This is a genomic window from Paenibacillus wynnii, assembly GCF_030812855.1.
Taxonomy (GTDB): domain Bacteria; phylum Bacillota; class Bacilli; order Paenibacillales; family Paenibacillaceae; genus Paenibacillus_AQ; species Paenibacillus_AQ wynnii_A.
Window position 1 is genome coordinate 101,098 of record NZ_JAUSTK010000013.1, and the last position, 23,581, is coordinate 124,678.

Consider the following 23,581-nt stretch of genomic DNA (forward strand, 5'->3'; position numbering starts at 1 on the left):
TCAGTCACAGGGGGGAGCGGGATGGAGCAGCAGCTTGCGGGAGGGTTGGAGCTGGAACGGTATGCCCGACAGCTGAAGCTACTTGGGGAGAACGGTCAGAAAGCACTCAAGGAAGCCACAGTGATGATTGCCGGCATCGGCGGTCTCGGCGGGACCGCTGCTTTGTATTTAGCGGCGGCAGGCATCGGGAAACTTATCTTGGCCCACGAGGGCATCATTCTTCCACCGGATCTGAACCGGCAAATCTTAATGGACAGTGAGCATTTAGGCATGGAGCGGATGAGTACGGCAATTAAGCAGCTGAAGCGGCTTAATCCTAACGTTGAAATAGAAGGTTATAATTCCAAGATTGAGTCTGAAATCGCAAGACCTTGGGTAGAGAACGCCGATATTGTAATTGACGCTCGATATGATTTTCCAGAAAGATATGAATTGAATCGTCTCTGTGTACAGACCGGTACGCCTATGGTAGAGGCGGCAATGTATGGGTTTGAAATCTCTCTAACTACGATACTTCCAGGTGTAACTCCGTGTCTTGAATGCCTTTATCCGGATCAACAGCCCCAGTGGGAACCCTTTGGGTTTCCGGTTTTGGGAGCTACCTCCGGGATTGCGGGTTGTCTGGCAGCCCTCGAGGCCGTAAAATGGGTTACAAGGGTAGGGACAACTTATGCGGGCGTAATGCATCGCTTCAACTCACTCGACTTCGCCTGCTATAGCGTCCGAATTACCCGTAATCCGAATTGCGCTTGCTGCGGAGAAGGAGGTAAACCGTGAAAAGTCTCAAGCTATGTGACACGACACTTAGGGATGGAGAACAGGCGGCTGGAGTATCATTCACGAGGGCAGAAAAACTGGAAATCGCAAAGTTGCTGTCGGAGAGCGGTGTAGAGCAAGCAGAGGTTGGAATTCCTGCAATGGGCAAGAGAGAGCAAGAGGATATCGCGGCGATTGCGGAGCTGGGTCTTCCCATGAGGATGATGACCTGGAATCGGGCAATGACCAGCGATATTGAAAAAGCGTGGAATACCGGGGTGAATTGGAGCCATATCTCGATCCCGGTATCGGACATTCAGCTGAATGGTAAGCTAGGAATCAGCGAATCGGAAGGACTTGCCAGACTGTTGCGGGCAGCAGAATATGGTCTGCGTCTAGGCATGACGGTATCAGTGGGGATGGAAGATTCTTCACGGGCGAAGATGAGCTTTCTGGTAGAGCTGGTGAACTCGTTGTACAAAGAAGGTATACGTTGGTTTCGATATGCGGATACGGTATCTGCCCATCATCCGGGTGAAATGGCTGAGCGGGTCCGTACTTTGCTTGGAGAAGTACCTGCGGATGTAGAACTTGAGGTACACTGTCATAATGATTTTGGGCTTGCTACAGCGAACACGCTGAGTGGCATTGCCGCCGGTGCAACCTGGGCAAGCACCACAATTGCAGGTATAGGTGAGCGTACTGGAAATGCCGCGATGGAAGAAGTGGCACTGGGTTGGCGTTACCTGTACAAGGGGCAGTGTGCTGTTCGTCCGGAGATGCTGAAAAGGTTAGCCGATACGGTGATAGCCGCCTCCGGTCGCAGCGTTGGAGATGCCAAGCCAATCGTAGGAGAACTAGCTTTTACCCATGAATCCGGCATTCATGTGGACGGACTCATGAAGGATACGGCAACGTATCAGACCTTTGATCCTTCGGAAGTAGGCAGGTCACATCACTTTGTACTCGGCAAACACTCGGGCAGCGGGGGAGTATCCCATGTGCTGAGTAATCAAGGTCTGGAAGCGAATGCTGAACTGTCGGGACGACTGCTTGAACGTGTTCGGGAATATGCAGAGATCTATAAACGTAATGTTCCGGAAGCTTTACTACTGGAATGGTTCATGGAGGAGCAGGAGCAGTCCCGGGGTGTTGTTTAATAGATGTAACAGGGTTGTTTTACAGGACGTTTGAGTCTTGTGAAGCAACCCTTTTTTTATGCGCAGTGAATGAAGATCGCCAACTAACTACACTTTACACCTCTGTGCTGCGGACTGTATGAACTAGACTAATAAGTGAACACGGTAAATGCACCCTAGAATAATAAAATAAACTCTAGAAGAGGTGGAAGCCGTGGCCGAGCGTCAATGTTATAGCAAAGAATTCCTTCGAATCGCCCTCGAATGGAGGATTCCGCCAAATGAGATGTAAAAGTACAATTGAATCGCCCTCGGATGGGGGATTTCGCCAAATGAGATGTAAAAGTACAATTGAATCGCCCTCGGAAGGGGGATTTGGTCAAATGAGATGTAAAAGTACAATTGAATGGCCCTCAGATGGGGAATTTCGCCAAATGAGATGTAAAAGTGCAATTGAATGGCCCTCGGAGGGGGGACTTGGCCAAATGAGAGGTAAAAGTGCAATTGAATGGCCCTCGGAGGGGGGACTTGGCCAAATGAGAGGTAAAAGTGCAATAGAATGGCCCTCAGATGGGGGATTCAGCCAAATGAGAGGTAAAAGTGCAATAGAATGGCCCTCAGATGGGGGATTCAGCCAAATGAGTTGTAAAAGTGCAATTGAATCGCCCTCGGATACCCTAGTTTTGAGTTTGCTCCATATTTATTCTCCTTTATTGCAGTAATAACAAATTTGTTCACTCTGGGCAGAATGTTCACTGTGCTTTATGTTGGTTTAGTTCACTTAAATTTGAATTATACAATTGAATTAGCAGGCGGCTTCCTTCATGTTGAGATAGGAGGAGGAAGTCGCGGGCTAAGCCCATCCGTCTTATTGATAGCGCTTGCATAATTGTTCTGATTCATCATTTTATTGAAGGAGGTCGATTTATTCAATGCTTCGAAAAATAAGCTTTCGATGGTTTATGGTGCTTCTAGTTGTCTCAACAGCGTTCAGCTTTCAGGTGCCCATGCAGACAGCAGCTGCTGAGAGTGGTGAAGTTCCAGAGCTTAGCAATCAGCAATTAATAGATAACGACTACATCCTATACTTTGTGAATGCAGGCGATACAACCCCGACAACCCTTGAGGGCAACGACAAAATGGGGCTGTATGCAAGTGTAACCGAACAGGTCTACGGAGCAGACCCTATTACGGGGAAAAGCTGGGGCTTGACTACTTCCACAACGGGTACGAATGTTTCGGACACTACTACGAAAACAGGCAGCCTAAGGTACTACAACGGTACACAAGTCAGATCCAAAGCGATCAGTTATAAGTTTGAGCTTCCTTCGGATAAATATGATATTACCTACGGCTTTTATAATCCTTGGAGCAGCCGTAATATGATTCTCCTAGCAGAGGGCCTAAATGTTGCTGGCGGGGACTACGATTCAGGAACCCAGCAATTAAAAGAATTCACCACCCGTGGCCTCGCAGTTACAGATGGAATGCTGAACGTGTCTATAGCGGGTCCATCCACTGGTACTCTGACTAATTATAATGATCCTCTGATTAATTATATTATCGTGAGAAAAAGTGTGATTCTGGAGTTTTCCGACCTGCAAAGCCTTATTGATAGGGCTAAGGGGCTTTCGGAACAGCCGGAATATACAGTATATAGTGTTAATAAGCTTAAAGCGGTCATTGAGACCGCTCAACATTTTATAGACAATGCACAAGCACAAGGTACAGATGTGTCTACCCTTCAGAACGAGCTTCACAGCTACAAGATAACCTTAAATGATGCTATTGCAGCTCTTGCAACGTATTCCGCTAACAGTGCTTTTACACCGGGGGCTGTATGGACGGATACGAACGGGGCTCCGATACAGGTGCATGGCGGTGGAATTCTGTATGATCAAGCAAGTGCAACCTATTACTGGTACGGAGAAGATAAAACGCTTGGGTATATGCCTACGAGAGGGGTGCGTGTCTACAGCTCCAAGGATCTTTATAATTGGAAGGATGAGGATCTGGCTCTGACTGCGATTGAATCCATGGGCCAATTTGATACGGACCCGCTGATTTCAGCTTTGTATGCAGGCAGGGCAGATAAGGCGGATATTTTTAATGATATTGGTACTATGCGCGTCATGGAACGGCCAAAGGTTATTTATAACGATGTGACCCATAAATATGTGATGTGGCTGCATACGGACGGTCCAAGCACTACATCGACAGCGAATTATGCCAAGGCTGAAGCAGGTTATGCTTTGAGTGATTCTCCGACAGGACCCTTTGTATATGGCAAAAGTGAGCGGATGGACCGCGTTCCTGAAGGTGCAACCTATAACGGACAGCCGAACCAACCCGGAATGGCCCGGGATATGAACCTCTTCAAAGATGACGATGGCACGGCTTATCTGATTTATTCCAGTGAAGAGAATATGACTATGTACATCTCCAAGCTGAATGAGTCTTATACCGATGTGACCGGATGGCATAAAGACGGGAATGAGCAGCGGGATACGACTTACAAATCACAGTACGGCGTAGATTACATTCGTGTGTTTCCAGGGGCACAGCGCGAAGCTCCAGCCATGTTTAAGTATCAGGGGAAATATTACATGATCACCTCAGGTGCTACCGGATGGGCACCAAATGCTGCCCGGTATACGGTGGCCGATCAGATATTTGGGGAATGGAGAGCGATGCGTGATCCTTCCGTGGGTACGAAAGCGTCCACTACCTTTGATTCACAAAGTACCAATGTAATTACACTGGATGCAGCCAACGGCAAATATATCTTTATGGGAGACCGCTGGAAATCAAGTGACTTGGCAGACTCCCGCTATATCTGGCTTCCGGTGGAGTTTGGACAAGATGATCAAATTACTCTGAAATGGTATGATCAATGGAACTTGTCCCTGCTGAACCGTATGGGCAGAATTACAATCAATACAACGTTGCCCAAATATGTACCTATGGGACGAACTCCAATTCTGCCTGATGAATTATCGGTTACCAAGTCCAACAATGTCACCGAGCAGATGCCTGTCAACTGGACATTGAATCCCAGCCAATTCTCAAAACCAGGCAGAGTCACCGTGAATGGGAATTTGCCTTTGCTGGAGAATAAAGAGATTGCCATAACCTTGGATGTTCTGCCTGAACATGCGGTCTACTTCGTCAATGCGGGTGGTGCTGTTACTGAAGATTACACGGCCTGGACTAGTTACATGGGGGATTCAATACTTAATAAAGGAGTTCCGGATCAACAGTACAATCCACTTTTGGGGCAAAATTGGGGTTATGTAGGGGATTCTACCAACACTTCCGGTTCGGCTTCAGATGATATGTTCACTAATTTACGATATCTTAAATCCAATTCAGGTAATGATATCACTTATAAATTTGATGTGAGCGGCGGAGTATATTCGATTTATACCGGACTCTACGATCCATGGGCTCAATATTCTAATGGGGGTCGTAAAGCCGATATTATTGTGAACGGACAGACGATGACTTCAGCTTATGTCTTTTCGAGTGCAAAAGATGTATTAGCCTATCCTAATGTAGTTGTGAATGAAGGAGGAATTGATCTTACGGTTCATCGGTCTGCATCAGCAGCTACCTCAAGCTCGGACCCGCAGATTAGCTGGCTAATTATCGTCAAAGAGCCGTCAGCCCAAGAAGTGGCCGATTCTCTTACCCCTGTTACGCCACCTGTGATGGATGCTGTATCACTGAATCTGCCGGCAGTGCCTGTTGGTTACAGCTTAGCGATTCAGCAATCAAGCAATCCTGCGGTAATTGGCTTGGATGGAGTAATTATTCCACCGGATGCTCCAACCGCAGTGGAACTGATTCTGGAAGTGACGAGAGAATTTGACGGGTCCAAGGGAACCATTACGATTAACGTTACCGTACCTGCAAGATCTGCCAGCGCTCAGGAAGTAGCGAACACACTTACTGAGATTGCTACTCCGGCTAAGGATGACGTTAAGGTGAAGCTTCCAGAGGTTCCTACTGGGTACACTGTGACCATCAAGGAAACAGGTAATTCTTCTGTTGTTCAAATGGATGGAACCATTCTGGCCCCAATCAAGTTGACGCGAGTCGAGCTGACGCTTGAGGTAACGCGGATCTCGGATCATACCAAAGGAACCGTAAAGTTAACTGTAAAGGTACAAAAAAGGCATGAGGATAAAAGCAAATCATAACCTCTAAATGAAACGGTGCTCAAAGGGATATTTCCCTGAGGGCGCCGTTTTATGATGTTATGATTGCCAAGCCATTCTGAATTATTTTATTGTTATCCAATTGGCTCCGTGTGGTTAAGATATATTAAGCACACAAGGAGGCAGTGACATGAACCCCAAATGGTGGAAGGAAAGCGTCGTGTATCAAATTTATCCCATCAGCTTCATGGACAGCAACGGAGATGGAGTTGGAGATCTGCGGGGGATTATTTCCAAGCTGGATTATCTGCAGGAACTGGGGGTAGATGTAATCTGGGTATGCCCTATTTACAAATCGCCGAATCATGACAACGGCTATGATATCAGCGACTACTGTGACATCATGAAGGAATTCGGGACGATGGATGATTTTGACCGGCTGCTTCGCGATATGCACTCACGCGGCATGAAGCTGATGATGGATCTTGTCCTTAACCATACTTCCCACCAACATGCTTGGTTTGTTGAATCAAGAAGCTCCAAGGATAATCCGAAACGGGATTTTTACATTTGGAAAAAAGGCAAGAACGGGGGACCGCCCAACAACTGGGAGTCTTATTTCAGCGGGTCGGTGTGGGAGCATGATCCACATACGGATGAGTACTATCTGCATCTCTATTCCAAGTACCAGCCGGATCTCAACTGGGAAAATCCCGTGGTCATTGATAAGCTGCATGAAATGGTACAATGGTGGCTTAAAAAAGGGGTAGACGGCTTTCGCTTTGACGCGATTGCCCATATCGTCAAGACCATGGGCTACCCGGATGCCCATAATCCTCACGGTACGCAAACTGTCAGAGCTTATGAAATGTTCTCCAATCTAGAGAATGTTCATACTTTGCTGCAAAATTTGCATGATAAGGTGCTTTATTTTTATGACATTATGACGGTTGGCGAGACCTCTGGGCTTGGTCCGGAGCAGGCACTGGATTATGTGGGGGACGGTCGACGCGAGTTGAACATGACCTTTCAGTTTGAGCATATGTTTCTGGATGCAGCCTCTGCCGGCAGCGGGAAGTGGGACGTTGTACCGTGGAACCTGATCGATCTGAAAAAAATCATCACCAACTGGCAGGTTGTTCTGCATAACCGCGGCTGGAATGCCAACTATCTGTGCAACCATGACCAGCCCCGCTCGGTGTCCCGATTTGGTAACGATCTTTTTTACCGGATTCCTTCAGCTAAGATGCTGGCAACCTTTACTCATATGCTTGAAGGCACACCCTATGTTTATCAAGGGGAAGAGATTGGGATGACGAACGTTGCTTTTGAGTCCATAGATAACTATCGGGATGTAGAGACACTTAATTATTATGAAGAGAAGCGCAAGAACGGAGTTCCGGAAGAGCAAATCATGGCGGCCATTCATAAAAAGAGCAGAGACAACGCTCGTACACCTATGCAGTGGGATAACAGTAACGATGGAGGATTCACAACAGGTGACCCTTGGCTTAAGGTCAACTCTAACTACATGGAGATCAATGCAGCCCACGCGGTTAAAGATCCAGATTCGATCTATCACTATTATAAGAACCTGATTGCGCTTCGAAAAAAACATAAGGTCATTGTATATGGTGAGTATGAGTTATTACAGCCGGATGATACGGAGATTTATGTATATACACGGACACTTGAGGATCAGCGCGTGCTGGTCATTCTGAACTTTTTTGAACGGGAACCGATTATGGAGCTGCCGCAAGAGATACTAACCAGTCCGGGGGAGCTGCTGATATCTAATTATGAGCCGCAAAAAGATGAGGATTTAAGCCGCTTGAAGCTTCGTCCGTATGAAGCCAGGGTATATTTACAGCGTCTGAGTTAAGCCACAAAAAACCCTTCAGCTTGCCGAAGCAAATCTTGAAGGGTTTTTGTTTGTGATGTTCAATTAGAACTTAGAATTCTAGAGCATTTTTACCAAGCTGTAATTTTTCTTACCTTTGCGGATAATGATGAAGCGGCCGCCGATAGCTTGAGCCACTGTAACTTCCAGACCTACATCGCTAACGCGCTCACCGTTCATCGAAATTGCACCTTTTGTAATATCCTCACGCGCCTGACGTTTGGAAGGCTCAATACCCAGATCAACTAACCAATCCACGATATTCTTAGACTCCTGCGTAGCCTCGAATGTCGGCATGTCTTTAAAGCCTTGCTCGATTTCATCAGCAGTGAGCGATTTAATATCGCCGCTGAACAATGCTGCTGTGATACGTTTCGCCTGTTCCAGCAATTCCTCACCGTGTACGAATCTGGTCATTTCCTCGGCCAGTTTCTTTTGTGCCTCCCGTTTATGCGGCTCCGTTTGCACCTTATCAGCCAGGTCGTCAATTTGCTCCTTGGTAAGGAACGTAAAGTACTTCAAATGCTTTACTACATCACGGTCATCGGTGTTAGCCCAGAACTGGTAGAATTCGAAAGGTGTTGTCTTTTTCGGATCCAGCCATATCGCACCTCCTGCTGATTTGCCGAATTTCGTACCGTCAGCTTTCAGCATAAGCGGAATCGTCAGGCCGAAAGCTTTCGCCTCAGATCCTTCTCTTTTCCGAATCAGATCAAGTCCGCTGGTAATGTTGCCCCATTGATCGGAGCCGCCAATTTGCAGCTGCACGTCTTCATGCTGAAATAAATGCAGGTAATCAAGCGACTGCAGGATTTGGTAGGAGAATTCGGTAAAGGAAATACCGCTTTCCAGTCTGCTCGCCACAACATCCTTTGCAAGCATGGAGTTAACGGTGAAATTTTTACCGTAATCACGTAAGAATTCGATCACATTGATTTTATGTGTCCAGTCATAGTTGTTGACCATACGAATTTGATTATCGCCTTCGATAATGAAGAGCTTTTTCATTTGTTCGGTAAGCGCATCAACGTTAGCTTGTACTTCTTCCAGCGTTTGCAGCGAGCGCTCGCTTTGGCGGCCGCTTGGATCACCGATGGTGCCCGTTGCTCCGCCAATCAGAATCACTGGACGATGGCCGGCAAGCTGGAAGCGTTTGAGCACCATAAATGGAATCAAGTGGCCAATATGCATGCTGTCACCCGTTGGGTCTACACCGCAGTATAACGAAATTGCTTTTTGATTCGTCAAATCCCGAAGGCCTTCAGCATCCGTTTGTTGATTGATGGCATCGCGCCATTCTAGTTCGTCCATAATATTCACAGTCATAACACTCCTCAATTTATAGATATTCTTATAACGTAATGACTAACCGTTGAAAAAACAAAAAATCGCCCCTTGTCTATTGTAGACATAGGGACGATTATACACCGTGTTACCACCCAAATTGCACTAATGGAGCTTATTTTTCGCACCACTAATGCCACTTATCAGCGAGTTATCGTTCGCCACTTCCGCTCGGCATTACCCAAGATACTCCAGAGTGTAATTCGTCAACTTAGTGTGTACCGGGTTCCATCACCCCCGGCTTTCTGAGAACAGGGACTAAGCTGCTACTAGGCTCTTTCAACGTATACCGTATATAAGATTAAGGAAAGTATAGTTAATTAGTATTTCAATGTCAACCACATCCTCAGCTGTGAATTCCGGAAGAATACTTACATTTTTTGAGTTTGTCCATTAAAGACGGTACAATTGCGTTACAATATATGAATAGAGATACGTGGTTTGGCAGGAAGCAGCCTGCGGGAGGAGATACAATATGGGTGATTGGTATAAGGAGAGCTTCGGAGAGGACTATCTGATTGTATATAAACACCGTGATTTCGGAGGAGCTAGGCGTGAAGTCGAACAAATGATTGGCTGGCTGGATTTGCCCCCGGGGGCTAAAGTGCTGGATCTTTGCTGTGGTATGGGCCGTCATTCCCTTGCACTCTCGGAAGCAGGTTACGAGGTAACCGGTGTGGATTTATCCGAGCCGTTGCTTCGGGAAGCGCGTGCTCAAGAGGGATCGGAGAAAGTAACCTGGCTATGCTCTGATATGAGGGGTTTGCCCCTGGCTGGAGGATTTGATGCGGTGGTCAACCTCTTTACCTCCTTTGGATATTTTGAAGAAGATGAGGAGCAAATCAAGGTGCTTCGTGAAATCAGACGGATGCTGAAGCCTGGCGGGAAATTTATTATTGATTTTCTTAACCCATCATGTGTAATTCGTAATTTGGTTCCGCACTCTACCCGGGAAGACGGGGACATTCTGATCGATGAGAAACGCCGGATTCAAGACGGATATGTGAAGAAGGATATTACCATAACCTCGAAGGAAGATGGAACTCCCCGCCAATACCATGAGTGCGTGAAGCTGTATCCGCTTGAGAAATTTCAGGAGATGATTGCGGTAGCCGGCTTACAACTCGAAGCTGTCCATGGCAGTTATGATGAGGACGAATATGATGCTGAGTGCTCTAAGCGAATGATTTTTCGAGGCGTTCGGGCGTAGATGGTAACCGGGAGAAGATTTAAAGAAGACGAGGGCTCTATTCGAGGGGCAGTTATTACTCCAAGGGAAGGGAATATCCTGCAGATATCTGTGCCCATGGACCCGCCTCTGCGGCAAGTGAACAGCTATCTACTTACTGACACAAACGGCGGTGTTACCATTATAGATCCCGGGCCGCACAGCCAGATGACAGAGCTTGCTTGGCAGGGCATCCTTCGGGAGCTGAATTTGTCATGGAGCAGGGTACAGAAAGTCGTTATTACCCACCATCATCCTGACCATTATGGATTGGCCGGATGGATGCAGTCCCTCAGTGGTTGCAAGGTGTGGATGTCGAAGCGAGCCCATACCGAAGCTCTGTTCATGTGGGGGGAGACCTCCCAGATGAATGAAGTACTTCCCTTGTTTTTTGCTAAGCATGGTATGCCAAACTCTATAACTGATGCGATTAAAGAACACTTGGAACACTTTGAGCCACAGGTTACACCTCAGCCTGAAGTGTCCTATGTATCACCCGCGGAGCCTTTTGAAATGGGCAATCAACTATGGAGGCCAGTAGTTACTGGCGGTCATGCTCCGGGACACTTGTCCTTCTACAATAGGGAAAGCGGGTATATGATTTGCGGCGATGCCGTCCTACCGCAAATTTCGCCTAATGTCAGCCTGCTACCGGGCAGCGATCCTCAGCCGCTTCAGACATTCCTTCTAGGGTTGCGAGAGCTTAGCAGTTATCAGGTCAGTATGGCATTTCCAGGACACCGTGAGCCGTTTACAGGTTTTACTGAGAGAATCCACAGTCTGCTTGATCACCATGAGGAGCGGTTGGAGGCTTCAGAGGCCCTCATTACAAACGGACCCTTAAGCGGATTTGCAATCTGTGAAGATCTGTTTCGGGGCCGGATATCGAGCACTCATCAGATGCGGTTCGCCATGAGTGAGACCTTGGCGCATATGATTGAACTTGTACGCCGGGAGAGGGCAATGATTATAGAGTCGAGTAGTGGATTGTTATTCACGGGCATGGAATAGATTAGTGTTGAAACACAACAGGGGATGTCCCGCCATGAAAATGGCTTTTGGGACAGCCCCTGTTGTTTAGTGTGGATTGACGTAGGCACTTCGTGTGGACGCTCCGCCAACAGTTCGTGATTACAATCGCTGTGCTCCTACTCCGAAGCTAATTTTCCGGCTCAAAATCAAAACTAATGCTTGACCGAAAGGAAAAGGTGTAAAGGGATCACGTGCGGAGTGGAGGGATAGGAGAAGCTAGTAAAAGGTGTTTTTGGAAGAAATAAAGGCTTATTTGAGTAAAAAACAGGCGATTAGGAAGTTTGACGAACTCCAGTCACACTATAAGTTTCGCAACCCTTTGAGACTTAAATAGCAGCAATTTGGTGATCCACCATCCGAGGGCGATTCAAGTGTACTTTTACATCTCATATGGCAGAATCCACCATCCGAGGGCGATTCAAGTGTACTTTTACATCTCATATGGTGGAATCCACCATCCGAGAGCGATTCAAGTGTATTTTTACATCTCATTTGGCGGAATTCCTCATCCGAGGGTGATTCAAGTGTATTTTTACATCTCATTTGGCGGAATTCCTTATCCGAGGGTGATTCGATGGAATTGTTTGCCATAACGTTGACACTTGACCTCGGATTCCATCTCATCTTGAGTTGATTCTATTATCCAAAGTTGTATATACCGTGTCCACATATTAGTCTAGTTCACTGAGTCCGTACCATACTTCAATTACGAATGAATAACTCAAATAACGGCCATATGGTCCGTTAGAGACTAGATCCAAGCTTGCACTATTTTTCCGGCGGTTGATCCAGTTCTCCTTCAGAAAAATTTCGGGGGAACGCTACCGCTTTTCCACAATCACTTCGTTCTCTCCGCTGTATAAGCGGGGGAAGTGTAACTTGAGTCCGGTGTCTTCACTTGCCCCTAACGTGCTGAAGTAGCCGTAGTGACCCAAAAATGTAAATCAGCGATTCTCCAATAACCGGAGAATCGCTGATTTACTTTAGAATGAAGTCTGTCTCCGGTAGTAAAAAAATCTACTTTTGGATCATAAGAATCTTAATATTTTCTTATTCAGGCTTTTCAATGTTACTTCCGGCTAGCTTCTTGGCAGCCTCTTCGGTATCCTCCGGAGCATGCGGCAGCCCAAGATCCTTCTCTCTTTCCGCCTGCTTGCGATGTGCGATCCGGCTGCTGGCCGCAGCGGCTACAGCGCCTACAATATCATCGAGAAAGGTGTGGATTTGTCCTGTTTCTTTATTGTTCAGTCTTTCCAGTACACCCGGCTTCAACTTGTCAACGTAGCCGTAATTGGTAAAACCGATACTGCCGTACACATTTACTATGGAAAAAGCCAAGATTTCGTCCACTCCGTAAAGCCCCTCGTCATTCTCAATCATATCCTGCAATTGGGGAAACAACTTTCCCTCTTCAGCCAATACATCTAATTGAATACCCGTTAATACCGCGTTTTGCACTTCTCTTTTGCTAAGTACCATCTCTACGTTGTGAATACATTCTTCCATCGTTAAATTCGGATAATAATGCTTCTGCAGCAGCATAACGAGATCCGCAATTTCTTCTATAGTTACTCCACGCTTGTGCAGCCAGCTTTTTGTCGCCTCTGCAACGGCCTTGCTGTTCAGACTGTAAGGCATTTTTGCGTCAGCCATTTTCAGTCCCTCCAATTAGTGAGTCATTAGTTATAGTATTCTTTCCAGTGAGGGTTCTGTAAATCCTCACTGTCTTGAAATTGTACTTTTTCAGGTTGTTATTGTCCAGAGAGAAGGGGCGAAATCGGTAAGACTGCGCGGATCTCAAACTTTAGGATAAGCTGTTGTTATTTTTTCGCGGAAGGGCTCGTATACATAGCAGTACAAGGCTATCTAATTTCTGAAAGGGGTAATTAATCATGACACATATGCAAAAAATTCGCGGGATATCCGCAGCCTGCCTACTGGCAGTTCCTCTGGCTCTATCCGGCTGCAGCTTACTTGGAATGGACGCGTCTTCCTCCGTAGATCCGCCGCCAACTGAGGTAGAGGCACAAATGCTGGAGATCAGCGGCGATACCCTGGATTCCGGTGTACTCGGCCCTGTTACCTTGGATGCAAATACGTTGGAGGCTAGTGCTCCGGCGGCAGCAGACAACAGTTCTACCGCACCTCGAACAACGGTATATCTCGAGGATGGGAATGGCTTACTCGCTCCGGTTTCACTTAGCTTACCGTCCGGTGAAGGGGCAACAACGCTGAAGGACGCCCTAACCGCACTGGTTAGTAAAGGCGCTTATGAAGCATTATTGCCGACAGGATTCCATGGTATGCTCCCAGCCGGGACTACAGTGCAAAATGTTACTGTGGACAAGGAGAAAGGTCTGGCAGTCGTTGAATTTAACGCTAAATTCAATGATTATGCTGTCCAGGATGAACGTAAAATACTGGAAGCAATCACTTGGACACTGACAGGTGAAGAAGGAATTAAAGGGGTACAGCTTTGGGTAGACGGTAAGAAACTCAATGAAATGCCACTAAATGGAACACCGCTGGATCGCCCATTATCTCGGACTCTGGGTATCAATCTGCCGAAAAGCAATACACTGGATATGAATTCCAGTGCGGTTACCGTTTATTTTTCAGCAGCATCACCTGAAGGTGTTCAGTACTATGTACCGATGACTCGATTCGTACCCGCAGGACAGGAACCGGTCAAGGCTGCTTTGGGTGAGTTGCTATCCGGACCTGAGTCAGGGGATGGAGTTGAAACAGTAATGACTGCCGGGACTATAATTGATTCTGTTGAAGAGGGACAAAATGGTGTAGTTACGGTATCACTGAAGGATGATATGTTCGTTGACGGTGATAAGGTGCCCGCAGAAATGCTTCAATCCGTTGTACTGACTGTTGCGCAGAATAGCGAGGATTCACTGGTTCAGATTCGGCTGAATGGAAAGGATGCAGTTACCGGAACGAATGAAGTGGATTACGGAAAGCCGGTTTCGGCTCCTCAATATTTAAATGAGTTGCCGCTGTAGAAAAAATTTCCGACAGCATAAGTGAAAAACGTTAGTTCAAATTAAAAGGGTAAAAAGATGCTTTTGTGCCTGCTCTTTGGTAGAATAGGGAATGCTTAAATGAGCTAATGTAGGAGGCAGAAAAGATGAGATCAAACGGGCGGCATGACGACCAGCTTCGGTCATTGACGATAACAACCCAAACTAATAAATATGCTGAGGGCTCCGTGATTATTGAAATGGGAGATACCAAGGTCATTTGTACAGCAACTGTGGAAGAGAAGGTTCCTCCTTTCCTTAAAGGTCAGGGGAAAGGCTGGGTGACCGCCGAGTATTCCATGCTTCCAAGAGCAACTGGGACGCGCAACCAACGCGAAGCAGCGCGGGGTAAGTTAACCGGACGCACCATGGAAATTCAGCGCTTAATTGGCCGGGCACTTCGGTCTGTGGTGAATTTGCAGGCACTCGGCGAGCGCAGCATTACACTGGACTGTGATGTTATTCAAGCAGACGGCGGCACGCGGACGGCTTCGATTACCGGTGCTTTTGTAGCGATGGCCTTTGCCATTAACAAAATTGCGGTGCAGCACAAGCTCCCTGTATTCCCGATTACCGATTTTCTTGCAGCGATCAGTGTCGGTGTAGTGGGTGACAAAACGCTGCTGGATTTGAATTATGAAGAGGACTCCAAAGCCAAAGTAGATATGAATGTAGTGATGACTGGCGGCGGTGCATTCGTGGAGGTTCAAGGAACAGGGGAGGAAAGACCCTTCACTCGTCAAGAACTGAACCGTTTGCTTGAGTTAGGTGAAAAAGGGGTAACTGAACTGATTGCTGCCCAGAAGGAAGTATTGGGAGCCATTGCGCTCAAAATCCCTGCCGGACAGCCTGGACAAGAGGTATAGAATGAAACCGTCAGGCGGCATTCTTATTGTTGCAACGAAAAATCAGGGCAAGGTACGGGAGTTTGAGCATGCCTTTGCTCCTCTAGGTCTCTCAGTGAAGAGTATGTTTGACTACCCCGATCTCCCGGATGTAGTAGAGGACGGTGCCACTTTTGCCGAGAATGCGTTAAAGAAGGCGAAGACCGTAGCCGATGCCCTCGGATTTCCGGTTCTTGCAGATGACTCCGGGCTTTGCGTAGATGCGCTGGAGGGCAGACCGGGTGTCTACTCTGCGCGTTATGCAGGTGAAGATGCAGGCGATTCAGATAATAATCTTAAATTGCTAAGCGAGCTGGAGGAACTGAAACAGGGCGAGGATACTGGACAGCCCTTGCTCAGCACTGCCAGATTCGTATGCGCGTTATCTCTATATGATCCGGCGTCGGGTCAAGAATTAACGGCTGAAGGTACGGTTGAGGGTTGGATAACCTCTGAGCCGGCGGGTGGTGGCGGCTTTGGTTATGATCCGTTATTTTACTTGTCGGATTACGGGAAGACTATGGCGGAGCTGACGCTTACGGAGAAACAGCTGATAAGTCACCGAGGCGCTGCACTGCGATTGCTGACGGAGAAACTGTCTTCTAGAGGCGGTCAGCTGTAGTTACCAGCCTGTTGTATCCATCATGAATTACACAAGCTTGCAGATGAGCCTCGGCTTTAACTGCAAGCTTTTTTTGTAATATGAGAAAGTATCATAACCTTTCCTAAACTGAAATACACTGAATATATGTGTCTGGCCTTGTTTTGCGGCAAAAAACTTCTGCAACGCTTTGCATTTTATTTCGTTATAGTAGTATATAGCGGAAGGTGGTGGGTTCACCGATGACGGTCTGGATGTTTTGGTTAGTCGCAGCCGGTGTCCTGTTTGTAGTTGAAATGATGACGCTTACTTTTTATCTGCTTTGGCTCAGTATCGGTGCTTTGATTGCAGGATTAGTGTCACTTTTATTCCCGGATGCAGTCCTATTGCAAGTCCTGATCGGCTCTCTTGTAGCACTGGGTCTGACTCTGTTCTCGAAGCCGTTAGTGGAGAGATTTCGTAGCTCGCGCGGGTTCAATGATACGGATATTGTCGGGAAGCAGGGGATTGTTGTGGAAGCTATAGAGCCAGGGCGGTACGGGCAGGTAAAGATTGGCGGAGATACATGGAGTGCAACCTCTGTTCAGACACTTGGCAGAGATGAGGTTGTCAAAGTAGTAGGAAGAGGTACCACTATTATCGAGGTAGAACGATGGGAGGAAATGAACTAATGGAATGGGCAATTATTGTAGTAGTTCTTGTTGTAGTTGTTGTCTTCATTGCTCTTACGGTCAAGATCGTACCACAGCAGCGGATCGGAGTCGTAGAACGTCTCGGTAAATTTCACCGTCTCTTAACACCGGGTCTGAACATTCTGATTCCTGTTATTGATCAAGTACGTACTTATCATGATCTTCGGATTCAACAAGCTAATGTCCCCCCGCAAACGGTAATCACGAAGGACAACGTACAGGTACAGATTGACACCATTATTTTCTATAAGGTTGTTGGCCCTGAAGAAGCAACCTACGGTATCTCGGATTATGTATATGGCGTACGGAACATCTCGACTGCAACGATGCGGCAAATTATCGGTAAGCTGGAGCTGGATGAAACGTTGTCCGGCCGTGAAAAAATCTCCACCGAAATCCGCGTAGCTCTCGATGAGGCTACAGAGAAGTGGGGCGTACGGATTGAGCGTGTGGAAGTTATTGATATCAAACCGCCGCTTGATATTCAAGAAGCCATGGATAAGCAAATGAAAGCAGAGCGTAGTAAACGGGCAATTGTCCTGGAGGCAGAAGCCGCTAAGCAGGATATGATTCTCCGGGCAGAGGGCGACAAGCAGAGTAAGATTCTGAAGGCGGAAGGCGATAAGGAAGCACGTATCCGTCAAGCCGAGGGTTCACGCCAAGCGCAGGAACTGGAAGCACTGGGTCAGGCTAAAGCCATTCAAGCTATAGCCGAAGCTGAGAAAATCCGGATTCAGCTGCTCAGTACCTCCGGGCTGGATGAACAGGTTCTCGCTTACCGTTCCTTTGAAGCACTAAGTGAAATCGCTAAAGGACCAGCGAATAAAGTCTTCCTGCCAACCAGTGCAGTAGAGACATTAGGAAGCTTGGGAGCCATGGCTGAGATTTTTAAAGCAAGTAAGGAAGGCAAGTAACAACCAGTGAGTGAACGAGCTGGTTTTACAATTGTAGAGTATTCCGTTAAAGTAAAAAGCAAAACTAAGCATATGTGTAACACATACCCTATGCTAAGAAGTTAGTTTTGCTTTGCAAAACTTTAAAGGAGAGAAATCCGTGACGCAAAAAGAAATTTCGCCTCTAGTTGAAGCCTTGGGGCTGCAGCCGCACATTGAAGGCGGCTGGTACAAAAGACTTTGGAATTCTTCATTTGAAATCCCGCAAGAGGTATTAGGCGGCAGCTATTCCGGTTCGCGCTGCTCGGCATCTTCTATTTATTTTCTGCTCCATGTAGATGAAGCCTCGGAATGGCATACGGTGCTCTCTGATGAAATATGGCTGTGGCATTCCGGCAGCCCTATTGTATTAAGTCTGGGAGGCAGCGGAGACAAACCGGAAGATGTTAAGGAGTATATCCTGGGCTTGGATGTTGCTGCCGGTCAGCAGCCGCAATTGGTTGTCCCGGCGGGTGTATGGCAAGCGGCAAGACCGCTCGGTGAAGAGCCGGTATTGGTCTCCTGCATTGTTTCACCAGAATTTCACTTCGATGACTTCAAAATGATTGAGAAATAAAGAGAACGGAGGCGATTAACGCCTCCGTTCTTTTCTCATTTTTGGTATTGAAACGTTGATCTGATATACTTATTTTTGGTAAGTGAACCAAACTACATTGGGCTTGGAGGGTTAAACTATGAGTCAGTTGAACGGACCATTTTCAGGTGGACCCACGTTAAATGACGGTGTAACAATGCCATGGCTAGGGTTGGGTGTATGGCAGACTAAGGATGGCGATGAGGTTATTAGAGCCGTTAAATCGGCCGTAGAGACCGGTTACCGCAGTATTGATACAGCCGCAGGGTACAACAACGAAGAAGGGGTAGGACAAGCTATTCGCGAGTGCGGAGTTCCCCGTGAAGAGCTGTTTATTACAACTAAAGTTCGCAATCCCGATCAAGGTTACGACTCCACATTGAAGGCATTCGAAGTCAGCCGGCGTAAGCTGGGACTGGATGTGATAGATCTTTATTTAATTCATTGGCCTGTTGCAGGCAAATATCTGGAGACTTGGAAAGCTTTAATCCATCTGCAAAAGGAAGGTCTAATCAAATCCATAGGTGTAAGCAACTTTCAGATTCATCATCTGAAGGATATCATTGAAGCCACCGGAGTTGTTCCTGTGGTCAATCAAGTGGAGTTCCATCCGCTGCTGACCCAACGCGAACTGCTGAAATACTGCCGCGAGCAGGGTGTTCAGCTGGAGGCTTGGAGTCCGTTAATGCAGGGGAATCTTGAACTGCCGCTTCTCCAAGAATTAGCTGGTAAATACGGTAAGACACCGGCACAAATTGTTCTGCGCTGGGATTTACAGCAAGGTGTAATCACAATTCCCAAATCAGTTCATGCGGAGCGAATTTCTGAAAATGCCGGCTTCTTTGACTTCACTCTCAGCGATGAGGATGTAAAAGCTCTTGAGGACCTCAACCAAAATCGTCGTTTTGGCCCGGATCCCGACAATTTTAATTTTTAAACATTAGAGTAGCAGGTCGGCGCGCGGATTGTAGGTCTGACACGGAAATGTTGTATAAAGTGCAGCAATTGATGTGTTTTAGGTCGGCTGGGCGCGAAGATGTTGCATAAAGTGCAGGAATTATAGTGTTTAGGTTGATCTGGCACGGAATTATTGCACAAAGTGCAGGAATTAATGTGTTTTAGGTGAACCTGGCGCGGGAATGTTGCATAAAGTGCAGGAATTTATGTGTTTAGGTGGATCTGGAGTGAGAATGTTGCATAAAGTGCAGGAATTTTTGTGTTTTAGGTCGATCTGGAGCGGAAATGTTGCATAAAGTGCAGGAATTTATGTGATTTAGGAAGAACTGGCGCGGAAATGTTGCATAAAGTGCAGGAATTTTTGTGTTTTAGGTAGATCTGGCGCGAGAATGTTGCATAAAGTGCAGGAAAAAGGCGGTCCAAAGGGTTAACCTTGGACTGCCTTTTTTGTATCTAGGAGAATGAAGTGTACTCAGGAAGGGCTGCGCCCACTCCTGCCTAGTTTTCTCATTAGAAGGATTCCATGAACAATTACCAGCATACTACAGACCATAGCCATGACTTCTGCGCCCTGATCACTGGCTGTAAGCAGGTCGAAGATACCGTGCCATACGATTACCGGGATAATACTCCAGCGGCTCCCCGCACAAATCCAAGCTAGCACCACCGAGCCGTAAGTCAAACTGATCGCCCACCCGAGCACCCCAAAGCCCATACCAAGATAGCTTTCGTTAAACCAGAAGGCGGGTAGATGCCAGGCCATCCAAATAACAGCTACGAGCAGCGCTGAAGTAAATAATGAATAACGTTTATGAAGTTCTGGTAGCAAAAAACCACGCCATCCGCTCTCCTCACCTATACCGAAGGTAAGCATCCACACCAGGGAAGTCATCCATATATTGAACTGGGGTGGAAGGTCAGAGGTCAGGCCAAATGTATGAACATCCGGCAAACTGCCGGTAATAAGGGTATGGGCCAGTATGGCTACAGCCCCATAGATCAGCGGTAAGCCCGCCGCGATAGCCAGCCACTTTTTGGGAAATGCAAACGAAAAGGCAGTTTTACACCAGGCCCTAAAACCCGTTCCACCCCGAATCTGAACACTAACAAGTGCTCCAAGGAGAGGACCGAATGAACCTAGATAGAACTGCCCGGGGAGCAGTGGCACTCCCGCCGTGAATTGCTTATTGATCAGCAGCGGAAGCCAGCAAAGCCAGGTGAAACCAAAGGTTACAGCCAGAAACAGAAAGATTCTCCTGTTCTGAGTTCTGTTCTGCTGAGGTTTTGAACGGAACGATACTTGCATACCGGAAAAGCTCCTTCACTAAAAAGATATAACATACTCTTATCTTTATTTGTAGAGGATTTTGACCCGGATGAATGTGGAGAATATCACTTTATGACTACGTTATAAGTCCGCAGCCAGAGGTCAACTTGAGACAGATAAGCGAATAATTGCGGGCCTGACATCAGCTGCCCGAACCAGGGAAGATTGCTGGAGGATTCCGGCGATGCAGCAATTTCACGGATTTTAGCCGCATTAATTAAGGGGAGAATAGGAGAACTTGCGTCATCCAAAATATTCAGCATTCTCTGCCGTACCGCGTTTAGATAGTTAGGGTTATGGGTTTTGGGATAGGGACTTTTTTTACGATAGAGTACATCATCCGGCAATACGCCTTCAAGAGCCTTACGCAATATACCCTTTTCCCGGTTACCAACGGTTTTTATTTCCCAAGGAATATTCCACACGTATTGAACGAGGCGATGATCACAATAAGGAACCCGGACCTCAAGCCCAACTCCCATACTCATCCGATCCTTACGGTCTAATAATGTGGGCATGAAGCGGGTAATATTGAGATAAGACATCACGCGCATTTGAGCCTGTTTGCCTGTTTCCCCTTGAAGTTTTGGAACTTCAGCCACGGCATCGCTATATTTGTCACCCAGATATTCCAAAGGTCTAATCCATTCATTCATTTCCGGGGAGAGGAGCCCTGCGCGCATTTTGGGTGCCACCGACCATGGAAAAGTACCTGAAGAGAGCATTTCCTCCCGATGGAACCAAGGGTACCCGCCAAAAATTTCATCGGCAGCCTCACCTGAGATGGCTACAGTCGCTTCTTTCTTGATCTCCCTGCAAAATAAAAATAGTGAAGAGTCAACATCAGTCATTCCGGGTAAATCACGCGTGTAAAGGGCATTATCCAGTGCCTCTACGAGCTCCGGTGTGTCGAACGCTATATAATGGTGGTTCGTATTCAGTTCTTCGACCATCCTCTTAATCCAAGGACCATCGGCTCCGGGCTGGAAGGAATGGCTTTTGAAATGCTTGTCATTATTCACATAATCGACGGAAAAGGTATTGACACGACCTTGACCCGTTCGGTTGTAGTAACTAACCGCAAGTGCTGTTAGGGCGCTTGAATCCAGTCCTCCAGACAGCAGTGAGCAGACCGGAACGTCCGAAACAAGCTGCCGCTCAAGTGAATCCTGCAGTAGTTCACGAACTTTGGCTGCCGTTTCATCTACGCTGTCGTTATGTGCAAAGCTCTCCAGCTTCCAGTAAGCATAGCTGCGCAGCCCTTCACGGCTGTAGATCATGGCATGCCCTGGCCGGAGTTCATGCATATCCTTATAGACCCCGTGTCCCGGAGTACGTGCCGGACCGATGATAAAGATTTCGGCCAGACCCTCCGGGCCAACAGCCGGCTGAACTTTTGGATGCTGCAAGAGTGCCTTGGGCTCCGAACCAAACACAAAGATATCATCGACCTGACTGTAAAATAACGGCTTTACACCTAGCCGGTCGCGTGCAAAAAAGACCTGTTCATGTAAACTATCCCAAATGGCGAAGGCAAAAATCCCGTTCAGCTTCTCCACACAATCCGGTCCCCACTCGATGTAGGCATGAAGCAATACTTCTGTATCGCATTCTGTACGGAAATGATGGTTCCGATTCACTAATTCTTTTTTAAGCTCTGGGGCATTATATAATTCACCGTTATATACAATAGCGTACATATTCTCCTCATGGCGGGTAATCATTGGCTGAGCACCGTTCTCGGGATCAATAACGCTAAGTCTGCGATGTCCAAAGGCGCAAGGTCCTGAAATCCAGGTCCCTGCTGCATCCGGTCCGCGGTTTGCCAGGGTTTCGGTCATTCTCACCAGCAGCTGTGAGTGCTGTGTCAGATCCCCGCGCCACTGGATAAATCCGGTTATTCCGCACATGATGATTCATCCTCTCTTTTGTGCGATTATTGTCCTTTCTTTTTTGCCAAGTAATACAGATATATGCCTAAGGAAGGGATAAAATGTATGTCCTTATCCGAACACTAGAGGTGTGGTAAATTTGCCAGGAAGGATGGATGACAGGTGTATTACATAAAAGACGCCAAAATTCGCAGAATGTTGGATTATGACGGTGCACCCTGCGCAGAAGTAGGAGTGTTACCTGGGGCTGTGGAGGATTCTGCTCTTTTGGTGTATATCGTAGAGGATCGTCATGAAGAAGGCTTCGAAATTGTCCGAATTCTGACCAATGATGCCGATATGTCTTCAGATTGGTATGACAACAACATGCACAATGCGTTTGAAGATGTGACCGTCAGTGCTTTTGAAGGCAGTACAGTCATGGGGCCTGAAGAGGAGCGTTCCAGATTCCAGCGGGATTTGCTTATTTTTGGGGATTTGAAAAAACAGCTGGAAGAGCATTTCGAGCAATATCCGTAATTTGAGCCTATTTTAGTTCTCCACATATATAAAGAAATGCCTGCATCGAAAAGGAGAACCCGTCTAAGTGGCGGGTCTCCTTCACATGCAAGTGTAAAGCGAAGGAGAACATAGTAGATTATGCAAATACTGAAGAATAAGTTTATACTTTATTTTAAAAAGGCTTGATAAATTTTCTACATGCGATATAATAGATAACGTTGCCTTAAGTACATAATATGTGTCCCGGTAGCTCAGCTGGATAGAGCATGCGCCTTCTAAGCGCACGGTCAGGGGTTCGAATCCCTTCCGGGACGTAAGTAACAGCCTTCCTTCGGGAAGGCTGTTTTACGTCAGAGGATGAGAACCCCGATGGGTTCGTTGAAGCATAAGCATCGTTAGCCCAATCATCGCAATCCGCCCGAATGGGCGGTATCCCTTCCGGGACGTAAGTAACAGCCTTCCTTCGGGAAGGCTGTTTTACGTCAGAGGATGAGAACCCCGATGGGTTCGTTGGAGCATAAGCATCGTTAGCCCAATCATCGCAATCCGCCCGAATGGGCGGTATCCCTTCCGGGACGTAAGTAACAGCCTTCCTTCGGGAAGGCTGTT

The 23,581-nt window shown here is 47.1% G+C and carries 18 protein-coding genes and 1 tRNA gene; 15 read left to right on the forward strand and 4 right to left on the reverse strand.

Translation table 11 applies throughout. The features are described 5' to 3' along the window. Positions 1-21: 21 nt before the first annotated feature. The 4 genes from J2T20_RS14520 to J2T20_RS14535 all read left to right on the forward strand — a co-directional run bounded on the left by J2T20_RS14520 (position 22) and on the right by J2T20_RS14535 (position 7,937). On the forward strand, positions 22-777 hold the full coding sequence (locus J2T20_RS14520) for a HesA/MoeB/ThiF family protein (protein ID WP_307589475.1): 756 nt from the start codon (positions 22-24) through the stop codon (positions 775-777). After that, positions 774-1,916: a homocitrate synthase/isopropylmalate synthase family protein gene (locus J2T20_RS14525; RefSeq protein WP_307589477.1), complete on the forward strand. Its 1,143-nt coding sequence runs from the start codon at positions 774-776 to the stop codon at positions 1,914-1,916. The genes J2T20_RS14520 and J2T20_RS14525 overlap by 4 nt, the downstream gene beginning before the upstream one ends. Before the next feature lie 911 nt (positions 1,917-2,827). After that, positions 2,828-6,097, forward strand: a complete 3,270-nt coding sequence (locus tag J2T20_RS14530) for a glycoside hydrolase family 43 protein (protein WP_307589478.1) — start codon at positions 2,828-2,830, stop codon at positions 6,095-6,097. Positions 6,098-6,245: 148 nt separating this feature from the next. Further along, a complete protein-coding gene (locus J2T20_RS14535; RefSeq protein WP_307589480.1) occupies positions 6,246-7,937 on the forward strand; it encodes a glycoside hydrolase family 13 protein in 1,692 nt (563 codons plus the stop codon). A gap of 78 nt (positions 7,938-8,015) precedes the next feature. Here the strand turns inward: J2T20_RS14535 and tyrS are convergent, their stop codons facing one another. Then, positions 8,016-9,275 carry a tyrosine--tRNA ligase gene (tyrS, locus tag J2T20_RS14540; RefSeq protein WP_307589482.1) on the reverse strand — a complete coding sequence of 420 codons (1,260 nt, stop codon included), beginning with the start codon at positions 9,273-9,275 and terminating at the stop codon, positions 8,016-8,018. Between the two features lie 499 nt (positions 9,276-9,774). On the opposite strand from tyrS, the gene J2T20_RS14545 reads away from it, so the two are divergent. Next, the gene (locus tag J2T20_RS14545; protein WP_307589484.1) at positions 9,775-10,509 is read left to right on the forward strand and encodes a class I SAM-dependent methyltransferase; all 735 of its coding nucleotides are present in this window, start codon (positions 9,775-9,777) and stop codon (positions 10,507-10,509) included. After that, positions 10,510-11,538 (forward strand): MBL fold metallo-hydrolase, encoded by a 1,029-nt coding sequence (locus tag J2T20_RS14550; protein ID WP_307589486.1) that lies wholly within the window; start codon positions 10,510-10,512, stop codon positions 11,536-11,538. A 1,071-nt stretch (positions 11,539-12,609) separates the two neighbouring features. Here the strand turns inward: J2T20_RS14550 and J2T20_RS14555 are convergent. Continuing rightward, positions 12,610-13,212, reverse strand: a complete 603-nt coding sequence (locus tag J2T20_RS14555) for a phosphatidylglycerophosphatase A family protein (protein ID WP_307589488.1) — start codon at positions 13,210-13,212, stop codon at positions 12,610-12,612. Positions 13,213-13,451: 239 nt separating this feature from the next. Between J2T20_RS14555 and J2T20_RS14560 the strand changes: the two genes are divergently transcribed. The 7 genes from J2T20_RS14560 to J2T20_RS14590 all read left to right on the forward strand — a co-directional run bounded on the left by J2T20_RS14560 (position 13,452) and on the right by J2T20_RS14590 (position 19,232). Then, complete coding sequence (locus J2T20_RS14560) at positions 13,452-14,573, forward strand: GerMN domain-containing protein (protein WP_307589490.1); 1,122 nt, start codon at positions 13,452-13,454, stop codon at positions 14,571-14,573. 125 nt (positions 14,574-14,698) lie between these two features. Beyond that, complete coding sequence (gene rph / locus J2T20_RS14565; RefSeq protein WP_307589492.1) at positions 14,699-15,457, forward strand: ribonuclease PH; 759 nt, start codon at positions 14,699-14,701, stop codon at positions 15,455-15,457. 1 nt (position 15,458) lies between these two features. Further along, positions 15,459-16,097: an XTP/dITP diphosphatase gene (locus tag J2T20_RS14570; protein ID WP_307589494.1), complete on the forward strand. Its 639-nt coding sequence runs from the start codon at positions 15,459-15,461 to the stop codon at positions 16,095-16,097. Between the two features lie 221 nt (positions 16,098-16,318). Continuing rightward, positions 16,319-16,747, forward strand: coding sequence for an NfeD family protein (locus J2T20_RS14575; protein WP_307589496.1), 429 nt, complete (start codon positions 16,319-16,321; stop codon positions 16,745-16,747). After that, positions 16,747-17,682: an SPFH domain-containing protein gene (locus J2T20_RS14580; protein WP_084146957.1), complete on the forward strand. Its 936-nt coding sequence runs from the start codon at positions 16,747-16,749 to the stop codon at positions 17,680-17,682. The genes J2T20_RS14575 and J2T20_RS14580 overlap by 1 nt, the downstream gene beginning before the upstream one ends. Positions 17,683-17,821: 139 nt before the next feature. Next, positions 17,822-18,277, forward strand: coding sequence for a cupin domain-containing protein (locus tag J2T20_RS14585; RefSeq protein WP_307589497.1), 456 nt, complete (start codon positions 17,822-17,824; stop codon positions 18,275-18,277). A 118-nt stretch (positions 18,278-18,395) separates the two neighbouring features. Further along, complete coding sequence (locus J2T20_RS14590; protein WP_307589499.1) at positions 18,396-19,232, forward strand: aldo/keto reductase; 837 nt, start codon at positions 18,396-18,398, stop codon at positions 19,230-19,232. Between the two features lie 492 nt (positions 19,233-19,724). Here J2T20_RS14590 and J2T20_RS14595 read toward each other — a convergent pair whose 3' ends face one another. Continuing rightward, positions 19,725-20,558 carry a CPBP family intramembrane glutamic endopeptidase gene (locus J2T20_RS14595; protein ID WP_307589500.1) on the reverse strand — a complete coding sequence of 278 codons (834 nt, stop codon included), beginning with the start codon at positions 20,556-20,558 and terminating at the stop codon, positions 19,725-19,727. 86 nt (positions 20,559-20,644) lie between these two features. Then, complete coding sequence (gene asnB / locus J2T20_RS14600; RefSeq protein WP_307589501.1) at positions 20,645-22,489, reverse strand: asparagine synthase (glutamine-hydrolyzing); 1,845 nt, start codon at positions 22,487-22,489, stop codon at positions 20,645-20,647. Between the two features lie 144 nt (positions 22,490-22,633). On the opposite strand from asnB, the gene J2T20_RS14605 reads away from it, so the two are divergent. Together J2T20_RS14605 and J2T20_RS14610 are read left to right on the forward strand one after the other, a co-directional pair. Beyond that, the gene (locus J2T20_RS14605; RefSeq protein ID WP_307589503.1) at positions 22,634-22,990 is read left to right on the forward strand and encodes a hypothetical protein; all 357 of its coding nucleotides are present in this window, start codon (positions 22,634-22,636) and stop codon (positions 22,988-22,990) included. Positions 22,991-23,212: 222 nt separating this feature from the next. Further along, positions 23,213-23,286, forward strand: a tRNA-Arg gene (locus J2T20_RS14610). Positions 23,287-23,581 lie beyond the last annotated feature (295 nt).

Bases quoted from the DNA above. Each gene is read 5' to 3' on its own strand.
- J2T20_RS14520 (WP_307589475.1), top strand. From the start codon at position 22: ATGGAGCAGCAGCTTGCGGGAGGGTTGGAGCTGGAACGGTATGCCCGA.
- J2T20_RS14530 (WP_307589478.1), top strand. From the start codon at position 2,828: ATGCTTCGAAAAATAAGCTTTCGATGGTTTATGGTGCTTCTAGTTGTC.
- J2T20_RS14535 (WP_307589480.1), top strand. From the start codon at position 6,246: ATGAACCCCAAATGGTGGAAGGAAAGCGTCGTGTATCAAATTTATCCC.
- J2T20_RS14545 (WP_307589484.1), top strand. From the start codon at position 9,775: ATGGGTGATTGGTATAAGGAGAGCTTCGGAGAGGACTATCTGATTGTA.
- J2T20_RS14550 (WP_307589486.1), top strand. From the start codon at position 10,510: ATGGTAACCGGGAGAAGATTTAAAGAAGACGAGGGCTCTATTCGAGGG.
- J2T20_RS14555 (WP_307589488.1), bottom strand. From the start codon at position 13,212: ATGGCTGACGCAAAAATGCCTTACAGTCTGAACAGCAAGGCCGTTGCA.
- J2T20_RS14560 (WP_307589490.1), top strand. From the start codon at position 13,452: ATGACACATATGCAAAAAATTCGCGGGATATCCGCAGCCTGCCTACTG.
- rph (WP_307589492.1), top strand. From the start codon at position 14,699: ATGAGATCAAACGGGCGGCATGACGACCAGCTTCGGTCATTGACGATA.
- J2T20_RS14570 (WP_307589494.1), top strand. From the start codon at position 15,459: ATGAAACCGTCAGGCGGCATTCTTATTGTTGCAACGAAAAATCAGGGC.
- J2T20_RS14575 (WP_307589496.1), top strand. From the start codon at position 16,319: ATGACGGTCTGGATGTTTTGGTTAGTCGCAGCCGGTGTCCTGTTTGTA.
- J2T20_RS14580 (WP_084146957.1), top strand. From the start codon at position 16,747: ATGGAATGGGCAATTATTGTAGTAGTTCTTGTTGTAGTTGTTGTCTTC.
- J2T20_RS14590 (WP_307589499.1), top strand. From the start codon at position 18,396: ATGAGTCAGTTGAACGGACCATTTTCAGGTGGACCCACGTTAAATGAC.
- J2T20_RS14595 (WP_307589500.1), bottom strand. From the start codon at position 20,558: ATGCAAGTATCGTTCCGTTCAAAACCTCAGCAGAACAGAACTCAGAAC.
- asnB (WP_307589501.1), bottom strand. From the start codon at position 22,489: ATGTGCGGAATAACCGGATTTATCCAGTGGCGCGGGGATCTGACACAG.